Source organism: Kitasatospora sp. NEAU-CNBT7, from assembly GCF_057220535.1.
On sequence record NZ_JBXQQB010000038.1, the window covers coordinates 1 to 17,018 of the forward strand.

The 17,018-nt window shown below is 72.3% G+C and carries 15 protein-coding genes; 4 read left to right on the forward strand and 11 right to left on the reverse strand.

Annotated features, from left to right (window positions below; all coding sequences use genetic code 11):
• Both AC2TEW_RS32995 and AC2TEW_RS33000 read right to left on the reverse strand, forming a co-directional pair.
• The coding region (locus tag AC2TEW_RS32995; protein WP_484626958.1) for an acyl-CoA dehydrogenase family protein at nucleotides 1–1,130 on the reverse strand (1,130 nt) is incomplete at its 3' end.
• Nucleotides 1,131–1,253: 123 nt separating this feature from the next.
• Complete coding sequence (locus AC2TEW_RS33000) at nucleotides 1,254–2,402, reverse strand: LCP family protein (RefSeq protein WP_484626959.1); 1,149 nt, start codon at nucleotides 2,400–2,402, stop codon at nucleotides 1,254–1,256.
• A 214-nt stretch (nucleotides 2,403–2,616) separates the two neighbouring features.
• Here AC2TEW_RS33000 and AC2TEW_RS33005 point away from each other — a divergent pair, with 214 nt between their 5' ends.
• Entirely contained in the window at nucleotides 2,617–3,960 is a 1,344-nt protein-coding gene (locus AC2TEW_RS33005) for a UDP-glucose dehydrogenase family protein (protein WP_484626960.1), read from the forward strand.
• 62 nt (nucleotides 3,961–4,022) lie between these two features.
• Nucleotides 4,023–4,433: a CoA-binding protein gene (locus AC2TEW_RS33010; protein WP_484626961.1), complete on the forward strand. Its 411-nt coding sequence runs from the start codon at nucleotides 4,023–4,025 to the stop codon at nucleotides 4,431–4,433.
• Here the strand turns inward: AC2TEW_RS33010 and AC2TEW_RS33015 are convergent.
• The 4 genes from AC2TEW_RS33015 to AC2TEW_RS33030 are packed head-to-tail and all read right to left on the reverse strand — an operon-like array spanning nucleotide 4,430 to nucleotide 8,172.
• On the reverse strand, nucleotides 4,430–5,254 hold the full coding sequence (locus AC2TEW_RS33015; protein ID WP_484627004.1) for a MerR family transcriptional regulator: 825 nt from the start codon (nucleotides 5,252–5,254) through the stop codon (nucleotides 4,430–4,432). The genes AC2TEW_RS33010 and AC2TEW_RS33015 overlap by 4 nt on opposite strands.
• A 34-nt stretch (nucleotides 5,255–5,288) precedes the next feature.
• Nucleotides 5,289–6,488 (reverse strand): dipeptidase, encoded by a 1,200-nt coding sequence (locus AC2TEW_RS33020; RefSeq protein ID WP_484626962.1) that lies wholly within the window; start codon nucleotides 6,486–6,488, stop codon nucleotides 5,289–5,291.
• A gap of 44 nt (nucleotides 6,489–6,532) precedes the next feature.
• Nucleotides 6,533–7,057: a 5-(carboxyamino)imidazole ribonucleotide mutase gene (purE, locus tag AC2TEW_RS33025; protein WP_033818470.1), complete on the reverse strand. Its 525-nt coding sequence runs from the start codon at nucleotides 7,055–7,057 to the stop codon at nucleotides 6,533–6,535.
• Nucleotides 7,054–8,172 carry a 5-(carboxyamino)imidazole ribonucleotide synthase gene (locus AC2TEW_RS33030; RefSeq protein ID WP_484627005.1) on the reverse strand — a complete coding sequence of 373 codons (1,119 nt, stop codon included), beginning with the start codon at nucleotides 8,170–8,172 and terminating at the stop codon, nucleotides 7,054–7,056. Before AC2TEW_RS33030 ends, purE begins: the two co-directional genes overlap by 4 nt.
• 260 nt (nucleotides 8,173–8,432) lie before the next feature.
• Between AC2TEW_RS33030 and AC2TEW_RS33035 the strand changes: the two genes are divergently transcribed.
• A complete protein-coding gene (locus AC2TEW_RS33035; RefSeq protein ID WP_033818469.1) occupies nucleotides 8,433–8,975 on the forward strand; it encodes a GtrA family protein in 543 nt (180 codons plus the stop codon).
• Nucleotides 8,976–9,198: 223 nt separating this feature from the next.
• On the opposite strand, the gene AC2TEW_RS33040 is transcribed toward AC2TEW_RS33035, so the two are convergent.
• Nucleotides 9,199–10,443: a sensor histidine kinase gene (locus tag AC2TEW_RS33040; protein ID WP_484626963.1), complete on the reverse strand. Its 1,245-nt coding sequence runs from the start codon at nucleotides 10,441–10,443 to the stop codon at nucleotides 9,199–9,201.
• Between the two features lie 57 nt (nucleotides 10,444–10,500).
• Entirely contained in the window at nucleotides 10,501–11,175 is a 675-nt protein-coding gene (locus tag AC2TEW_RS33045; RefSeq protein WP_033818466.1) for a response regulator transcription factor, read from the reverse strand.
• Nucleotides 11,176–11,570: 395 nt separating this feature from the next.
• Between AC2TEW_RS33045 and AC2TEW_RS33050 the strand changes: the two genes are divergently transcribed.
• Nucleotides 11,571–13,076 carry a peptide MFS transporter gene (locus AC2TEW_RS33050; protein WP_484626964.1) on the forward strand — a complete coding sequence of 502 codons (1,506 nt, stop codon included), beginning with the start codon at nucleotides 11,571–11,573 and terminating at the stop codon, nucleotides 13,074–13,076.
• A gap of 106 nt (nucleotides 13,077–13,182) precedes the next feature.
• Here AC2TEW_RS33050 and hutI read toward each other — a convergent pair whose 3' ends face one another.
• From hutI to AC2TEW_RS33065, 3 genes are all read right to left on the reverse strand, one after another.
• Nucleotides 13,183–14,349: an imidazolonepropionase gene (hutI, locus tag AC2TEW_RS33055; RefSeq protein ID WP_484626965.1), complete on the reverse strand. Its 1,167-nt coding sequence runs from the start codon at nucleotides 14,347–14,349 to the stop codon at nucleotides 13,183–13,185.
• A gap of 125 nt (nucleotides 14,350–14,474) precedes the next feature.
• Nucleotides 14,475–15,830, reverse strand: coding sequence for a formimidoylglutamate deiminase (locus tag AC2TEW_RS33060; RefSeq protein ID WP_484626966.1), 1,356 nt, complete (start codon nucleotides 15,828–15,830; stop codon nucleotides 14,475–14,477).
• Nucleotides 15,815–17,005 carry an allantoate amidohydrolase gene (locus AC2TEW_RS33065; protein ID WP_484627006.1) on the reverse strand — a complete coding sequence of 397 codons (1,191 nt, stop codon included), beginning with the start codon at nucleotides 17,003–17,005 and terminating at the stop codon, nucleotides 15,815–15,817. Before AC2TEW_RS33065 ends, AC2TEW_RS33060 begins: the two co-directional genes overlap by 16 nt.
• Between the last annotated feature and the right edge of the window lie 13 nt (nucleotides 17,006–17,018).

The following is a 17,018-nucleotide window of genomic DNA, read 5'->3' on the forward strand; positions in this document are numbered from 1 at the left end:
CGCTGGACCTGGTTGGTGCCCTCGTAGATCTGGGTGATCTTCGCGTCCCGCATCATCCGCTCCACCGGATAATCCCGCGTGTACCCGTACCCACCCAGCAACTGCACCGCATCCGTGGTGATCTCCATCGCCACATCCGACGCGAAACACTTCGCCGCCGCCCCGAAGAACGTCAGATCACCATCCGTGCGCTGCGACTTCGCCGCCGCCGCATACGTCAACTGCCGCGCCGCCTCCAGCTTCATCGCCATGTCCGCCAGCATGAACTGCACACCCTGGAACTCCGCGATCGCCTTCCCGAACTGCTTGCGCTCCTTCACATACCCCGCCGCGAAGTCCAACGCCCCCTGCGCAATACCGATCGCCTGCGCCGCGATCGTCACCCGCGTGTGGTCCAACGTCCGCATCGCCGTCGCGAACCCCGTCCCCTCCGCACCGATCATCCGGTCCGCCGGAATCCGCACCCCGTCGAAATACACCTCACGCGTCGGCGACCCCTTGATCCCCAACTTCTTCTCCGGAGCCCCGAACGACACCCCCGCATCGCCCTTCTCCACCACGAACGCCGAAATCCCCTTCGACCGCAACGACGGATCCGTCACCGCCATCACCGTGTAGAACTCCGACACCCCCGCATTCGTGATCCACCGCTTCACCCCGTCCAGGACCCAGAAATCCCCGTCCCGCACCGCCCGCGTCCGCATCCCCGCCGCATCCGAACCCGCCTCCGGCTCCGACAGGCAGTACGAGAACATCCCCTCACCCCGCGCCAGCGCCCCCAGGTACTTCGCCTTCAACTCCGGCGAACCCGACAACTGCACCGGCAGCGAACCCAGCTTGTTGACCGCCGGGATCAGCGACGACGAGGCACACACCCGCGCCACCTCCTCGATCACGATCACCGTCGCCAGCGCATCCGCCCCCGCACCACCGAACTCCTCCGGCACGTGCACCGCATGCAGATCACTGCCCTGCAACGCGTCCAACGCCTCCTGCGGGAACCGCCCCTGCTCGTCCACCTCCGCCGCGAACGGAGCGATCTTCGCCTCCGACAGCGCACGCACCGTCTCCCGGAGCATCTCGTGCTCCTCACTGAGCCGGAAGAGGTCGAAGTCCGAGCTGCCCGCCATGTGCCACACCCTTCGCGCGAAAGCGTTAATTACCGTTCAGTAGATGCATCCTAGGCTCGCCCGCACCCCGCGCGCAGGTGACCTGCGCGACAGCGGGTGAGCGGCCCGGCGCCGGGCCGGGCCTCAGCGGACGCTCTCCCCCAGGGTGTCGCTGGTGGTCCGGTGCTGGGCGAAGTAGTCGGCCATCCGGTCGTTGCGGATCGACTCCCAGAGCGCGGTGGCGGCGGCCGTGTCGAGCTTGACCACGTCCTGGCCGTCGATGCTGTCGAAGCCGCCGAACGGGGCGTTCATGAAGCGGACGTCGTCCGGGCGCACCGCGCGCAGGCTCCAGCCGAGGTCGTAGAGGTCGGTGTTGCTGAGCCGGTCGTCGACGCTGACCACGTCGCCGACGGCCTGCAGCAGGCCGGTCAGCCGGGCGGGGTTGCCGAGGGTGCCGGCGTTCATGGTCTGGATCATCAGGGCCCGCAGGAAGTTCTGCTGCCGCTTGGTGCGGTCCAGGTCGCCGTTGGGCAGGCCGTGCCGCTCGCGGACGTACAGCAGGGCCTCCTCGCCGCTCATGTGGTGGGTGCCCTTGAGCCACTCCCGGGCGTCGCCCTTGGCCTCGATGGTCTGCGGGATGGTGATGTCGACGCCGCCGACGGCGTCGGTGAGCTTCTTGAAGCCGTTCCAGTCGATCACCGCGACGTGGTCGATCCGGATGCCGGTGAGCTTCTGCACGGTGTCGACCATCAGCGCCGGGCCGCCCCAGGAGTACGCCGCGTTGATCTTCGCCATGCCGTGGCCGGGCACCGGCACCCAGGTGTCCCGGGCGATCGAGACCAGCGAGACGCTCCGGCGGTCCTCGGACAGGTGCAGCAGCATCATGGTGTCGCTGCGGCTCGCCCCCTCCTTCCAGGCCGGGGCCTTGGCCTGGCCGCCGGTGGTGGGCACGTCCGAGCGGGCGTCCAGGCCGACCAGCAGGAACGTCGTCCCGGTTCCCGGCACCGGCTTGGGCTGCGCGGACTCCGGGACGCTCGGGAACGCGCCGGGTATCCGCTCGACCGAGGAGGCGTAGTGCTCGGCGGTCCACCAGACGCCGCCGACGCCCGCGCCGATCAGCACCAGCAGGGTGGCCAGGGTCCAGACCAGCACCCGCCTGGTCCGGCGCCGGCGCCGGGAACCGCGGTCGGCGGCCTCCTGCTCGGGCGGCTCCCCGCTGTCGTCCTGCCGGTCGAAAAAGCTCAGCGGCCCGGGCTGCCCGTCCGCCCCGTCCTCGTGCTCCCGCGCGTCCATGCGCGCATTCTGTCGGTCCGGCCGCGGCCGCGGGATTGAAACAGGAGTTCCGGTCGGGACCGATACCCGCAGGTGGCCGTGGAGTTACCCAGAGCTTCGGAATCCGCCTTGGGGGGAGCGCCCCACGGCCGCCCGTCCGGCGGATACCATCGGTGCCTGCGGCCTCGGGTACCGACCCGGCCGGCCATAGTCCCGGAACACCAAAGGGGAAGCAGTGGCCCTCCGCCTCACCGTGATCGGTACCGGATACCTGGGTGCGACGCACGCCGCCTGCATGGCGGAGCTCGGCTTCGAGGTGCTCGGCCTGGACATCGACCCGGAGAAGATCGCCGCACTCTCCGCGGGCCGGGTGCCGATGTACGAACCCGGGCTGGCCGAGCTGCTGGTCAAGCACGTCCCCGGCCACGAGGGCTCGACCGGCCGGCTGCGCTTCACCGACTCCCCGCAGGAGGTCGCCGAGTTCGGCGACGTCCACTTCATCTGCGTCAACACCCCGCAGAAGAAGGGCGAGTTCGCCGCCGACATGAGCTACGTCGACGCCGCGCTGGACGCCCTCGCCCCGCACCTGACCCGGCCGACCCTGGTGGTCGGCAAGTCCACCGTGCCGGTCGGCAGCGCCAACCGGCTGGCCGAGCGGCTGGCCGCGCTGGCCCCGGCCGGCGAGGCCGCCGAGCTGGCCTGGAACCCGGAGTTCCTGCGCGAGGGCTACGCGGTCGGCGACACCCTGCACCCGGACCGGCTGGTGGTCGGCGTCCGCAGCGAGCGGGCCGAGCAGCTGCTGCGCGAGGTGTACGCGACGCCGATCGCCGAGGGCGTGCCCTTCGTGGTGACCGACTTCCCGACCGCCGAGCTGGTCAAGGCCGCCGCCAACTCCTTCCTGGCCACCAAGATCTCGTTCATCAACGCGATGGCCGAGGTCTGCGAGAGCGCCGGCGCGGACGTGACGCAGCTGGCCAAGGCGCTCTCCTACGACGAGCGGATCGGCGGCAAGTTCCTCAACGCGGGCCTCGGCTTCGGCGGCGGCTGCCTGCCCAAGGACATCCGGGCCTTCATGGCGCGCGCCGGGGAGCTGGGCGCCGACCAGGCGCTGACCTTCCTGCGCGAGGTCGACTCGATCAACATGCGGCGCCGCTCCCGGATGGTGGAGCTGGCCCGCGAGCAGTGCGGCGGCGGCTTCCTGGGCCGCCGGGTCGCGGTGCTGGGCGCCGCGTTCAAGCCCAACTCGGACGACATCCGGGACTCCCCCGCGCTCAACGTGGCCGGCCAGATCCAGCTCCAGGGCGCGCAGGTGACGGTCTACGACCCGAAGGCGATGGACAACGCCCGCAAGATGTTCCCCAGCCTGTCGTACGCCGCCACCCCGCTGGAGGCCGTCGAGGGCGCGCACGTGGTGCTGCACCTGACCGAGTGGCAGGAGTTCCGCGAGCTGGACCCGGCGCAGCTGGGCGACGTGGTCGCCGAGCGCCGGATACTGGACGGCCGCAACATCCTGGACGTCGAGCGCTGGCGTTCGGCCGGCTGGACCTACCGGGCGATGGGCCGCCCCGGCGCGGAGTAGCGGCCGCCGGGCCGGGGCCCGCCCGGCGGAATGCGGCGGCCCGGGCCGTGGTTGGCCGTGGCATGAGCTACGGAGACCGGGAGACGGTGCGCAGGATCCTTCAGGACTCGGGCGACACCTGGGCGGTGGTCGGCCTGTCCAACAACACCCGCCGGGCGGCGTACGGCGTCGCGCAGGTGCTGCAGCGGGCGGGCAAGCGGGTGGTGCCGGTGCACCCGAAGGCCGAGACGGTGCTCGGCGAGCAGGGGTACGCCACCCTCGCCGAGATCCCGTTCCCGGTCGACGTGGTGGACGTGTTCGTCAACAGCGGCCTGGCCGGCGAGGTCGCCGACCAGGCCGTGGCCGTGGGTGCCAAGGCGGTCTGGTTCCAGCTGGACGTGGTCGACGAGGCCGCCCACGCGCGCACCACGGCGGCCGGGCTGGACATGGTGATGGACCGCTGCCCGGCGATCGAACTGCCCCGGCTCGGCTAACCGATCGGCACCGCGATGTCGCAGGCCGGGTCGCCGGGGGCGGCGTCGTCCCAGTTCACGAAGTAGACCTCGCGGGGGCCGGCGCTGACCGTCTCACCGTGCTCCTTGGCCCACTGGAAGACGGCGTCGTAGGCGGAGAGGATCTGCGGGTACACCACCTGGGCCTTGGTGATGGTGGTGTACGCCTCCCGGTGGGCCGGCTCGGTCCGGGTCGGCGCGCCGAACCCGCCCGTGCGGGCCGGGTCGACCGGGACGCACAGCTCCACCGGCCCGTCGCTGTCGTCGTTGACCTCGCCGTGGTAGACCACGAACGGCGCCCCGAAGACACCGCCGTGGGCCTGTGCGACGGCGAACAGCCGGTCGCAGGCCGCCGGGATCCACTCCGGCAGCTCCTCCGGCCGGACGTGCCGCTGCTCGGTCAGCACCAGCTGCTCCGGCACCTCGCGCTGCTGAATGTCGAACATGTCCAGGATCCCTTCGCCACCGTTGAGTTGGATGCGGAGGTAGGCGGCCAGCTCGCGCTGGGCGGCGGTCCGGCGTTCGACCTGCTCCCAGTACGCGTCGACCAGAGCGGCGGCCTGCGGACCGGGCGCGGCCAGCACCTCGGCCACCGCCGCGAGCGGCATGTCCAGGCCGCGCAGCAGCCTGATCCGCCGCGCGTCGGCCAGTCGGCTCTCGCGGTAGTAGCGGTAGCCGGTGGCCGGGTCCACCCGGTCCGGCCGCAGCACGCCCTGGCCGTCGTACAGCCGGAGCGCCTTCTGCGACAGCCGGGAGCGGCGCGCGAAGGCGCCGATGCCCAGGAGCGGGTCCTCCTCCTCCATGTCCACCACCGTCCCGTCTCCCCCAGGGGGAAGGTCAACCACGGCCGTCGAGCTGCCCGATGGTGGCCCAGGACGGGCCGCGGAAGGTGAGCTGCAGGTCGGTGGCGACGTCCTCGGCGTCCCGCAGCGCCCGCACCGCGTTGTGCCAGGTGAGCTTCCCGAGGTCGGCCGCGGACCAGCCCCGGCCGAGCAGTTCGGCGATCAGGTTGGGGTAGCCCGCGACGTCCTGGAGTCCGTCGGGGAGGAAGGCGGTGCCGTCGAAGTCGCCGCCGATGCCGATGTGGTCGATCCCGGCGACCTCGCGCATGTGGTCCAGGTGGTCGGCGACGGTGGCCACGGTGGCCGACGGCCTCGGGTGGGCCTGCTCGTACGCGCCCTGCACCGCCATCGCCTCCGGGGTGGTCTCCAGCGGGTGCAGGCCGTGGGCGCGCATGTTGGCGTCGGCGGCGGCGGTCCACTCGATGGCGGCGGGCAGGATGAACTTGGGCACGAAGGTGGCCATCGCCACGCCGCCGTTGCGGGGCAGCTGGGCGAGCACGTCGTCCGGGACGTTGCGCGGGTGGTCGCAGACGGCGCGCGCGGAGGAGTGCGAGAAGATCACCGGCGCCTCGGAGACCCGCAGGGCGGCCCGCATGGTGTCGGCGGAGACGTGCGAGAGGTCGACCAGCATGCCGATCCGGTTCATCTCCCGGACGACCGCCTCGCCGAACGCGGTCAGCCCGCCGGCGACCGGCTCGTCGGTGGCGGAGTCCGCCCACGGCACGTTGTCGTTGTGGGTCAGCGTCAGGTAGCGCACGCCCAGCTCGTACAGCATCCGCAGGGTGCCGAGCGAGCAGTCGATCGAGTGGCCGCCCTCGGCGCCCATCAGCGAGGCGATCCGGCCCTCGGCCCGGGCGGCCTCCATGTCGTCCGCCGTCAGGGCGAGCCGCAGCTCCGCGGGGTTGCGCTGCACCAGGGTGCGGACGAAGTCGATCTGCTCCAGGGTGGCGCTGACCGCGCGGTCGCCCGCCCAGTCCGAGCGGACGTAGACCGACCAGAACTGCGCGCCGACCCCGCCGGCGCGCAGCCGGACCAGGTCGGTGTGCAGCCGGCCGCTCTGGTCCGCGCCCAGGTCGAGGGCGTCCAGGTCGTAGCCGACCTGGGCCCGCATCGCCCAGGGCAGGTCGTTGTGGCCGTCGACCACCGGGGTCTCGCGGAGCAGCGCGAGGGCACGGTCGAGCAGTTCAGGCGTCATGCCCCTGTTCTACCGTGCCCGCACCACCGGCCGGGATACCCGGGCTACTTGCCGAAGCCGAACGAGGCCGAACCGGCCACCTTGGCCCGCAGCTTCCGGCCCTTGTCGGTCGCCTGGGTGTTCAGCTCGGCCTGGAACTCGACCATCTTCTCGGCCAGTTCGGGGTCGAACGCGGCGAGCATCCGGACCGCCAGCAGGCCGGCGTTGCGCGCCCCGGCCACCGAGACGGTGGCCACCGGCACACCGGCCGGCATCTGGACGATCGACAGCAGGCTGTCCATCCCGTCCAGGTAGCGCAGCGGCACCGGCACGCCGATCACCGGCAGCGGGGTCACCGAGGCCAGCATGCCCGGCAGGTGGGCCGCGCCGCCCGCACCGGCGATGATCGCCTTCAGGCCGCGGGTGTGCGCCCGCTCGCCGTACGCCACCATCTCGCGCGGCATCCGGTGCGCGGAGACCACGTCGACCTCGTACGGGATCTCGAACTCGTCCAGGGCCTGGGCGGCGGCCTCCATCACGGGCCAGTCGGAGTCCGAGCCCATGACGATGCCGATGATCGGGTCAGTCATTCTGTGATGGTCCCTCGCAGGTAGGCGGCCGCGTGGCGGGCGCGCTCGCGGACGTCGTCGAGGTCGTCCCCGAAGACGTTGACGTGGCCGACCTTGCGGCCGGGCTTCACGTCCTTCCCGTACATGTGGATCCGCAGACCGGGATCGCGGGCCATGCAGTGCAGGAAGGCGTGGTACATGTCGGGGTAGTCCCCGCCGAGGACGTTGACCATCACGGTCCACCTGGCGCGCGGGCGGGGGTCGCCCAGCGGGAGGTCGAGGACGGCCCGCAGGTGGTTCTCGAACTGCGAGGTGACGGCGCCGTCCTGGGTCCAGTGGCCGGAGTTGTGCGGGCGCATCGCCAGCTCGTTGACCAGGATCCGGCCGTCCCGGGTCTGGAACAGCTCGACCGCCAGGTGGCCGGTGATGTCCAGCTCGCCGGCGATCCGCAGGGCCAGCGCCTGGGCCTCGCCCGCGAGTTCCGGGTCCAGGTCCGGCGCGGGCGCGGTCACCTCGGCGCAGACGCCGTTCTCCTGGAGGCTCTCCACCACCGGGTAGGCCACCGCCTGGCCGCTGGGCGAGCGGACCACGTTGGCGGCCAGCTCGCGGACGAAGTCGACCTTCTCCTCGGCCAGCACCGGCACCCCGGCCAGGAACGGCGCGGCGGCCTCCTGCTCGTCGTCGACGACCCACACGCCCTTGCCGTCGTAGCCGCCGCGGACGGTCTTCAGGACCACCGGGTAGCCGGCGCCCTCGTGCGCGAAGGCGGTCACGTCGGCCGGGTCGGCGACCAGCCGGTGACGCGGGCAGGGCACCCCGATCGAGTCCAGCTTGGCCCGCATCACGCCCTTGTCCTGGGCGTTCACCAGCGCGTCGGGGCCCGGCCGGACGGCGACCCCGTCGGCCTGCAGGGCCCGCAGGTGCTCGGTCGGGACGTGCTCGTGGTCGAAGGTGACCACGTCGCAGCCGGCCGCGAACCGGCGCAGCGTCTCCAGGTCCCGGTAGTCACCGAGGACCACGTCCGAGACCACCTGGGCCGCCGAGTCCTGGGGGGTGTCGGCGAGGAGCTTGAAGCGGATCCCGAGCGGGACCCCCGCCTGGTGCGCCATGCGGGCCAGCTGCCCGCCGCCGATCATGCCGACCACTGGAAAATTTGCCTTGCCCGCAAGAGTCACGCCGCCCAGGATATCCGGGCCGGTCACCGCGGGTGTAACGGCGTCCTGGCGGGTAAAGAGCGCCCCCCGGGGTGGGGACGGCCCGTCGGGGAGCGAGTAGCCTGGATGGCCGGACCCCGGGAAAAGCACTATCCGATCATGCGTCGATAGGGGTTTCGGTATCGTGCCGCAGCGCCGCGCGCACGGCCCCCAAGGCAGGCGAGCACAGGAGACAGTCGGGTATGACGACCACCACCGCGCCCAAGCCGTCGCTCGCGAACCGCCTGCGCGGGGTCTCGGGCGAGGTCGTCAAGTTCGGCATCGTCGGACTGAGCGGCGTCGTCGTCAACTTCCTCGTCTTCTGGATCTGCATCAACGGCCTCGGCCTGGCCTCCCTGCGGTCCAACATCGCCGCCACCCTGGTCGCCATCGCGACCAACTACCTCGGCTACCGGTACTGGCTGTACCGCGACCGCGACGCGGCCTCGCGCAAGCGCGAGATCACCCTCTTCCTGCTCTTCAGCGGCGCCGGGATGCTGATCGAGACCGGTGTGCTCGGCTTCTCGGTCTACGTCCTCGGCCTCACCTCGCACCCCATGCAGCTCGCCGCGAAGTTCGTCGGTCTGGCCGCGGGCACGGTGTTCCGCTTCTTCTCCTACCGCACCTGGGTGTTCAAGGCCCTCCCGGAGCTCGCCGAACCGGCCGAGCCCGCCGTGGTCGCCGAGGCCGAGCTCCTCCTCGCCGCCGAGCAGCCGCCCGCGGCAGCGGTCGCCCAGCGTTCCTGAACCACCGGAACCGCCGGAACCGCCGTCCCCGAGCCGCACCGCCGCGCGGACTTCCTGGCCCCCTGACCGGCGCCGGTCCCACCTGTGCGCGGTCCGACGCCGGCCGGCTCCGCCCGACGCAGCGCTGGTCGGTCGTCCGGCTCCGCCCGACGCAGCGCCAGTCGGTCGTCCGGCTCCGCCCGACGCAGCGCCAGTCGGTCGTCCGGCTCCGCCCGACGCAGCGCTAGTCGGTCGTCCGGCTCCGCCCGACGAACAGGGCGAACACCGCCGGCCGGAGGGAGAGCAGTTCCAGTCGGCCGCCGTCCGCCTCGGCGAGGTCGCGGGCCACGGCGAGGCCGATGCCGGTGGAGTTGCGGCCGCTGACCGCGCGTTCGAAGACCCGGTTGCCGAGCTCCGGCGGGACGCCCGCGCCCTCGTCCTGGACCTCGGTGACGATCGAGCTGCCGGAGCGGCGGACCCGCAGGGTGATGGTGCCGGCGCCGTGCATCAGCGAGTTCTCGATGAGCGTGGCGAGCACCTGGGCGACCGTCCCGGGGGTGCCGGTCACCTCGGCGCCGTGCAGGCCCTCGATCACCAGCCGCCGGCCGCTGTCGCGCAGCGGCGGCCCCCACTCCTCCACCTGCTGCTTGATCACCTCGTCCAGCGGGAAGCCGACGGCCGTCGGGCTGCTGCGGTCGCGCTGGTTGGTGAGCAGCCGCTGCACCACGTCGGTGAGCCGCTCGACCTGCTGGAGGCCGATGGCGGCCTCCTCGCGGACGGTCCGGGGTTCCTCGGCGAGCGCGGTGATCTCCTCCAGCCGCATGGACAGCGCCGTGAGCGGGGTGCGCAGCTGGTGGGAGGCGTCGGCGGCGAGCCGGCGTTCGGCCGTGAGCATCCGGGCGATCCGCTCGGCGCTGGCGTCCAGGACCTCGGCGATCCGGTCGAGTTCGGGCACCCCGTACCGGCGGTCGCGGGGGCGCGGGTCGCCGGAGCCGAGGCGTTCGGCGGTCTCGGCGAGGTCGGTGAGCGGCCGGGCGAGCCGTTTGGCCTGCCAGACCGCGAGTGCGACGGCGGCCTGGACGGCGAGCAGGGCGACCACCCCGAGCAGCAGCAGCATGTTGCCGATCTCGTGGTCGACGTCCTCGCGGGACTGCATCACGGTGACGGTCTCGCCGCTGAGGCCCTGTTCGGTGGCGGTCAGGGCGGCGCCCTGGACCGGGCGGCCGGCCGCGATGAGCGGCTGGCCGGGGATGTCGACGGTGACGAAGGAGCCGTCGGTGACCTGGGCGGCGAACTTCTCGCCGGTGACCGGCTCGCCGGCCGCCAGCCGGCTCTCGACCAGGCCGAGGACCCGGACGGCGGCCGCGTCGACCCGGTCGTTGGCGGCGCCGACGATGCTCTGCTTCTCGATCAGTGCCAGCGGCACGCAGAACACCGCGACCACCACCAGGACCACGCCCAGCAGTGAATTGATCATCCTGCGCTTCACGCCGGGCGGTCCTTCGTCGTCGGTACTTCGTCGTCGGTACTTCGGCGGGGCCGTCCGTCAGTTCTTCTCGAAGCGGAAGCCCACGCCGCGGACGGTCGCGATGTAGCGCGGGTTGGCCGCGTCGTCGCCGAGCTTCTTGCGCAGCCAGGAGATGTGCATGTCGAGGGTCTTGGTCGAGGTCCACCAGGTGGTGTCCCAGACCTGCCGCATGATCTCCTCGCGGGTGACCACCCGGCCGGCGTCCCGGACCAGGACCCGCAGCAGCTCGAACTCCTTGGCGGAGAGGGTGAGCTCCTCCTCGCCGAGCCAGGCGCGGTGCGACTCGATGTCGATCTTGACGCCGTGCGCGCCGGTGGTGAGCTGGTCGACGTTGCCGCGGCGCAGCAGCGCCCGGACCCGGGCGAGCAGCTCGGCCAGCCGGAACGGCTTGGTGACGTAGTCGTCGGCGCCCGCGTCGAGGCCGACCACGGTGTCCACCTCGTCGGCGCGGGCGGTGAGCACCAGGACCGGGAAGCTCTTGCCGTCGGCGCGCAGCCGCCGGCAGACCTCCAGGCCGTCCATCTCGGGCAGACCCAGGTCGAGGACGATCAGGTCGACCTCCTCGGTGAGCCCCGCCCCCAGCGCGGCCGGTCCGTCCTCGCGGACCAGCACCTCATAGCCCTCCCGGCGCAGCGCGCGGGCCAGCGGTTCGGAGATTGCCGGGTCGTCCTCGGCCAGCAGCACACAGGTCATGGGCTGATGTTAGACCGCCGCGGGCCCCCTGATCAGGGTGCGTCCTGGCCCTTGACCTCCGCATGACCTGGCGAGGGGGCAACCATGGCGGCCCCGGCGCCCACTGTGAACTAGTTCACAGAGCGTGATCATCGGGCGAGTTCCGCCATCCGGCCATCCGGGGGGTCGGATGGGGGTCTTTGCCGAAGAATCGGACGTGCTACCTTCACTTCAAAGGACAATTTCCGCTCGCGCCATCGATTAGGCGCCACGGGGTCGCCGGGACTTTGCCTGCGCGTTACCTGATTTGCGATGTTTGCCCGGCCATGTCATGGAAAACCGCCACGTACAGTGGTTTGGTCCCCGTCCGCCTCCACCCCCCTTGGCGGACGAAGTCAGGCAAGGAACCCCTACACATGGCGTCTACCACCCTGGATGCCGGCATTCAGTCGGCCCCTCCCAGCGGCAAGACCTTCCTCGGGCACCCCCGGGGCCTCGCCACTCTCTTCATGAGCGAGATGTGGGAGCGCTTCAGCTACTACGGCATGCGCGCCCTGCTCGTCCTCTACATGACGGCCGCCACCACCGACGGCGGACTCGGCATGAAGGTGGCCGTCGCCGCCGCGGTCTACAGCGTGTACACCGCCATGGTCTACCTGCTGGCCCTGCCCGGTGGCTGGATCGCCGACCGCTTCCTCGGCGCCCGCAAGACCGTCGCCGTCGGCGGCACGATCATCATGGCCGGACACTTCATGCTGGCCGTTCCGGCCACCGTGTCCTTCTTCGCGGGCCTCGGCCTGATCGCCATCGGTTCCGGTCTGCTGAAGGCCAACATCTCGACGATGGTCGGCCACCTCTACGACGGGCCGAACGACCCGCGCCGCGACGGTGGCTTCACGATCTTCTACATGGGCATCAACCTCGGTGCCTTCGCCGCGCCGCTGGTCATCGGCACCGTGGGCCAGAGCGTCAACTGGCACCTCGGCTTCGCCCTCGCCGGTGTCGGCATGGCCCTGGGCCTCGGCCAGTTCCTGCTCGGCACCCGCCACCTGAGCGCCCGCAGCGACGTGGTGTCCTCGCCGATCTCGGCCGCCGAGAAGCGCGACGTGTTCCGCAAGGCCGGCCTGTGGCTGGCGCTGGCCGTGGTGTTCTACGCCGTCGTCGCGCTGACCGGCAGCTTCACCATCGACTGGGTGATCTGGCCGCTGTCCATCGCGGGCATCGCGCTGCCGGTCTTCGTCTTCGGCAAGGTGAAGCGGGACAAGGACCTCAGCTCGGACGAGCAGTCCAAGATGAGCGGCTACATCTGGTTCTTCGTCGCGGCCGCCGTGTTCTGGATGATCTACGACCAGTCCGGCTCGACGCTGAGCGTGTTCGCGGACGACAACACCGCCTCCACGCTGTTCGGCTTCGACTTCCCGTCCAGCTGGTTCCAGTCGCTCAACCCGCTCTACATCATGGCGCTGGCCCCGGTCTTCGCCTGGCTGTGGGTGGCCCTCGCCCGCCGCGGCAAGAACCCCAGCACCACCATGAAGTTCGCGATCGGCCTGCTGATGATCGGCGCGTCCTTCCTGGTGATGATGCTGGCGATGGCGGCGGCGTCCGGCGGCACCAAGGTCACGCCGCTCTGGCTGGCCATGGTCTACCTGGTCCAGACCGTCGGTGAGCTCACGCTCTCCCCGGTCGGCCTGTCCGTCACGACCAAGCTGGCCCCGGCCAAGTACGCCAGCCAGATGATGGGTGTCTGGTTCCTCGCCGTCACGGCGGGCGACTGCGTGGCCGCGATCTTCCAGCTGGTGCTGGGCGACGCCACCGGCTCCACCTGGTACTTCGCGGTCCAGGGCGTGCTGGCGATCATCGCCGGCATCGGGCTGGCGATGTACCGCAAGAAGGTCGTCAAGCTGATGGGCGACGTCCACTGACGCCACCCCCGGCACCACGAAGGGCCGGTACCCGCCGAGGCGGGTACCGGCCCTTCGTGGTCGGCGGTGCAGGACGCCGCCGACCTTCGGCGGCGTCCTGGGCCGCTCAGAACTCGCATGCGCCCGCCCGCCAGACCGCGGCGGTCAGCGGCACGCCCGGCCGGTAGGCCAGGTGGACGTGCGAGGGGGCCTCCAGCAGCAGCAGGTCGGCCCGGGCGCCCGGGGTGATGACGCCGACGTCGGTGCGGCGCAGCGCGCGGGCGCCGCCCGCGGTGGCGGCGTGCACCGCCTCCTCCGGGGTCATGCCCATCTCGCGGACGGCGACCGCGATGCAGAACGCCATCGAGCTGGTGAAGCTGGAGCCGGGGTTGCAGTCGGTGGACAGCGCGACGGTGGCGCCCGCGTCCAGCAGCCGGCGGGCGTTCGGGTACTCGGCGCGGGTGGAGAACTCGGCGCCCGGCAGCAGGGTGGCGACCGTCTCGGAGCCGGCCAGCGCGGCCACGTCCTCGTCGGTCAGGTGGGTGCAGTGGTCGGCGGAGGCGGCGCCCAGCTCGACCGCCAGCTGCACGCCGGGACCGTACGAGAGCTGGTTGGCGTGCACCCTCGGGGTCAGACCGCGCTCGATCCCCGCGGTGAGGACGGCGCGGGCCTGGTCGCCGTCGAAGGCGCCGCGCTCGCAGAAGACGTCCACCCAGCGGGCGTGCGGGGCGCAGGCGTCCAGCATCTCGCCGGTGACCAGGTCGACGTAGCCGGCCGGGTCGTCGGCGAACTCGGGGGCGACCACGTGCGCGCCCAGGTAGGTGGTCTCGGGGGTGTGCGAGGCGGCGATCCGCAGCGCCCGGGCCTCGTCGGCGACGGTCAGCCCGTAGCCGGACTTGCACTCGACGGTGGTGGTGCCCTGGTGCAGGGCCTCGCGCAGGAAGCGGACCAGGTTGGCGTCCAGCTCGGCGTCGGTGGCGGCCCGGGTGGCGGCGACCGTGGTGCGGATGCCGCCGGCGGTGTAGGCCTGGCCGGACATCCGGGCGTTGAACTCGGCGGTCCGGTCGCCCGCGAAGACCAGGTGGGCGTGCGAGTCGACGAAGCCGGGCAGCATCGCGCGGTGCTTGGCGTCGAACCGTTCGTCCGCGGCGGGCGCGGCGGCGGCCGGGCCCACCCAGGCGATCCGGCTGCCCTCCACGACCACGGCCGCGTCCGGGACCACACCCAGCGGGCCGCTGCCGAGCGCGGGGTCGTTGGTCACCAGCGTGCCGATGTCGGCGATGAGGAGGCTCAAGGGGCCCTTCCCTTTCGAGGGGGTCGGGGTGCGGGCCCCATCAGATCAGCCCTGGTGGGGCCCGCACCCCGGATTCTATGGCCGGCCGCAGCCGGGTCGGACGAGACCTTCGGGTCCGGCGGGGCCTAGGACTGCAGCGCCGCGATCGACGCGCGCAGCGCGGCCGGGACGTCGGTGACCAGCTGGTGCACGCCGTCCTTGACGATGTGCCGGCCACCGACCACGACGTGCCGGACGTCGGCGGCGGAGGCCGCGAAGACCGCGGTCTCGGCGCCCAGCGCGGGCGCCGGGCCGGCGGTCCGGACGGAGTCCAGCGCGACGGCGGTGAGGTCGGCGAGCGAGCCGGCCTCGATCCGGCCGGCCTCCGGCCAGCCGAGCGAGGCGTGGCCGTCCTCGGCGCCCGCGCGCAGCAGCGCGTTGGCGGTCCAGTGGCCGCGGGTGCGGGTGCGCAGCCGCTCGTCCAGCTCCAGCGCGCGGGCCTCCTCGAACGGGTCGATCACCGCGTGGCTGTCGCTGCCGAGGCTGATCGGACAGCCCGCGCTGGCCAGCCGGCGGGCCGGGCCGATGCCGTCCGCCAGGTCCCGTTCGGTGGTGGGGCACATGCAGATGGTGGTGGAGGAGTCGGCGAGCAGCCGGATGTCCTCGTCCCCGAGGTGGGTCGCGTGCACGGCCGAGGTCCGCGGGCCGAGCACGCCGTGGTCGGCGAGCAGCCGGGTCGGGGTGACGCCGTGCGCGGTCAGGCAGGCGTCGTTCTCGGCGGTCTGTTCGGAGAGGTGGACGTGCAGCGGGGCCTTGCGCATCGCCGCCCAGTGGGCGACGGTGCTCAGCTGCTCGGCCGGGACGGCGCGCACCGAGTGGACGGCCGCGCCGATCCGGGCGTGCTCGCTGCCCTTGAGCTCCGAGGCGCGCTCCGCCCAGGCGTCCGCGTCGCCGTCGCTGAACCGCAGCTGCGGCTTGGTCGGCTCGGCGCCGAACCCGGCCGAGACGTAGCAGGTGTCCAGCAGGGTGATCCGGATGCCGGCCCGCAGGGCCGCCTCGATCAGCGCCTCGCCCATCGCGTTGGGGTCGTCGTAGCGGCCGCCGCCGGGGCCGTGGTGGAGGTAGTGGAACTCGCCCACCGCGGTGATCCCGGCGAGTGCCATCTCCGCGTACACGGCGGTGGCCAGCTCCAGGTAGCTGTCCGGGTCGAGCGCACCGGCGAACCGGTACATGGTGTCCCGCCAGGTCCAGAAGGTGCCGGAGCCGACCTGCACGGTGCCGCGCAGCGCGCGGTGGAAGGCGTGCGAGTGGGCGTTGGCCTGGCCGGGCAGCACCAGTCCGCCGAGCCGGACCGCCCCGGGCGGGCAGGGCCCGCTGTCCGGGGTGACCTTGGCGATCCGGCCGCCCGGCCCGACCGCGATCAGCACCTGCTGCTCGACCACCGGTCCGTTGGCGTGCGGCAGCCAGGCGTACTCGGCCCAGTACGTCACCGCTGCAGACATGCGAGGTCCTCCAGTACGTCGGCGAGGGCGGTCACCCCGGCGAGGCAGTCGCGCTCCTCGGCGTGCTCGGCCGGCGAGTGCGAGACCCCGGTCGGGTTCCGCACGAACAGCATGGCGGTCGGGATCGCCGATGCGAGGATTCCGGCGTCGTGTCCCGCGCCGGTCGGCAGCACCGGCACCCCGCCGAGGCGCCCGGCCAGCCGGTCGCGCAGCGGGCCGTCGAAGTCCACCACCGGGGTGTAGGACTCGCGGGTCAGCTCGACCTTGATGCCGGCCCGCTCGCCGCTCTCGTACGCGGCCTGCCGGATCTCCTCGACCAGGGCGGTCAGGGTCGGCTCGTCCGCGGCCCGGGAGTCCAGCCAGCCACGGATCAGCGAGGCGATGGCGTTGGTGCCGTTCGGCTCGACCGCGACCTTGCCGAAGGTGGCCAGCGCACCGGCCAGCTGGGCACGGGTGCGGGCGGCCAGGACCGTCTCGGCGAAGGTGAGCATCGGGTCGCGGCGGTCCTCGATCCGGGTGGTGCCGGCGTGGTTGGCCTCGCCGTGGAAGTCGAACCGCCAGCGGCCGTGCGGCCAGATCGCGCTGGCCACCCCGACCGGGTGCTCCTCGGTCAGGTAGCGGCCCTGCTCGACGTGGAGCTCGACGTAGGCGCCGACCCTGGCCAGCCGCTCCTGGTCGGCGCCGATCGCGGCCGGGTCGTACCCGGCCCGCTCCATGGCGTCGGGCAGCCGGACGCCGTCGGCGTCGCGCAGCGCGTACGCCTGCTCCTTGGAGAGCACGCCGGCGGTGAGGCGGGAGCCGATGCAGGCCACGCCGAACCGGGCGCCCTCCTCGTCGCCGAAGTTGACGATCGCCAGCGGACGGTCGAACTCGGCGCCGCGCTCGCGCAGTTCGTCGAGCGCGGCGAAGGCGGACACCACCCCGAGCGGGCCGTCGTAGGCGCCGCCGTCCGGGACGGAGTCCAGGTGCGAGCCGGTGACGACCGCACCGCCGGCCTGCGGGTCGCCGAGCCAGGCCCACTGGTTGCCGTTGCGGTCCAGCTCGTAGGCCAGGCCGCGGGCGCGGGCCTGCTCCTCGAACCAGGACCGGCACTCGGTGTCGGCGGAATTCCAGGCGAAGCGGCGGTAGCCGCCGGAGGAGGCGGAGCGGCCCACGGGGAGCAGCTCCGCCCACATCCGGCCGAAGGTG

Bases quoted from the DNA above. Each gene is read 5' to 3' on its own strand.
- AC2TEW_RS33065 (WP_484627006.1), bottom strand. From the start codon at position 17,005: ATGTGGGCGGAGCTGCTCCCCGTGGGCCGCTCCGCCTCCTCCGGCGGC.
- AC2TEW_RS33045 (WP_033818466.1), bottom strand. From the start codon at position 11,175: ATGACCTGTGTGCTGCTGGCCGAGGACGACCCGGCAATCTCCGAACCG.
- AC2TEW_RS33060 (WP_484626966.1), bottom strand. From the start codon at position 15,830: ATGTCTGCAGCGGTGACGTACTGGGCCGAGTACGCCTGGCTGCCGCAC.
- AC2TEW_RS33010 (WP_484626961.1), top strand. From the start codon at position 4,023: ATGAGCTACGGAGACCGGGAGACGGTGCGCAGGATCCTTCAGGACTCG.
- AC2TEW_RS33015 (WP_484627004.1), bottom strand. From the start codon at position 5,254: ATGGAGGAGGAGGACCCGCTCCTGGGCATCGGCGCCTTCGCGCGCCGC.
- AC2TEW_RS33050 (WP_484626964.1), top strand. From the start codon at position 11,571: ATGGCGTCTACCACCCTGGATGCCGGCATTCAGTCGGCCCCTCCCAGC.
- AC2TEW_RS33035 (WP_033818469.1), top strand. From the start codon at position 8,433: ATGACGACCACCACCGCGCCCAAGCCGTCGCTCGCGAACCGCCTGCGC.
- AC2TEW_RS33020 (WP_484626962.1), bottom strand. From the start codon at position 6,488: ATGACGCCTGAACTGCTCGACCGTGCCCTCGCGCTGCTCCGCGAGACC.
- AC2TEW_RS33030 (WP_484627005.1), bottom strand. From the start codon at position 8,172: ATGATCGGCGGCGGGCAGCTGGCCCGCATGGCGCACCAGGCGGGGGTC.
- purE (WP_033818470.1), bottom strand. From the start codon at position 7,057: ATGACTGACCCGATCATCGGCATCGTCATGGGCTCGGACTCCGACTGG.
- AC2TEW_RS33000 (WP_484626959.1), bottom strand. From the start codon at position 2,402: ATGGACGCGCGGGAGCACGAGGACGGGGCGGACGGGCAGCCCGGGCCG.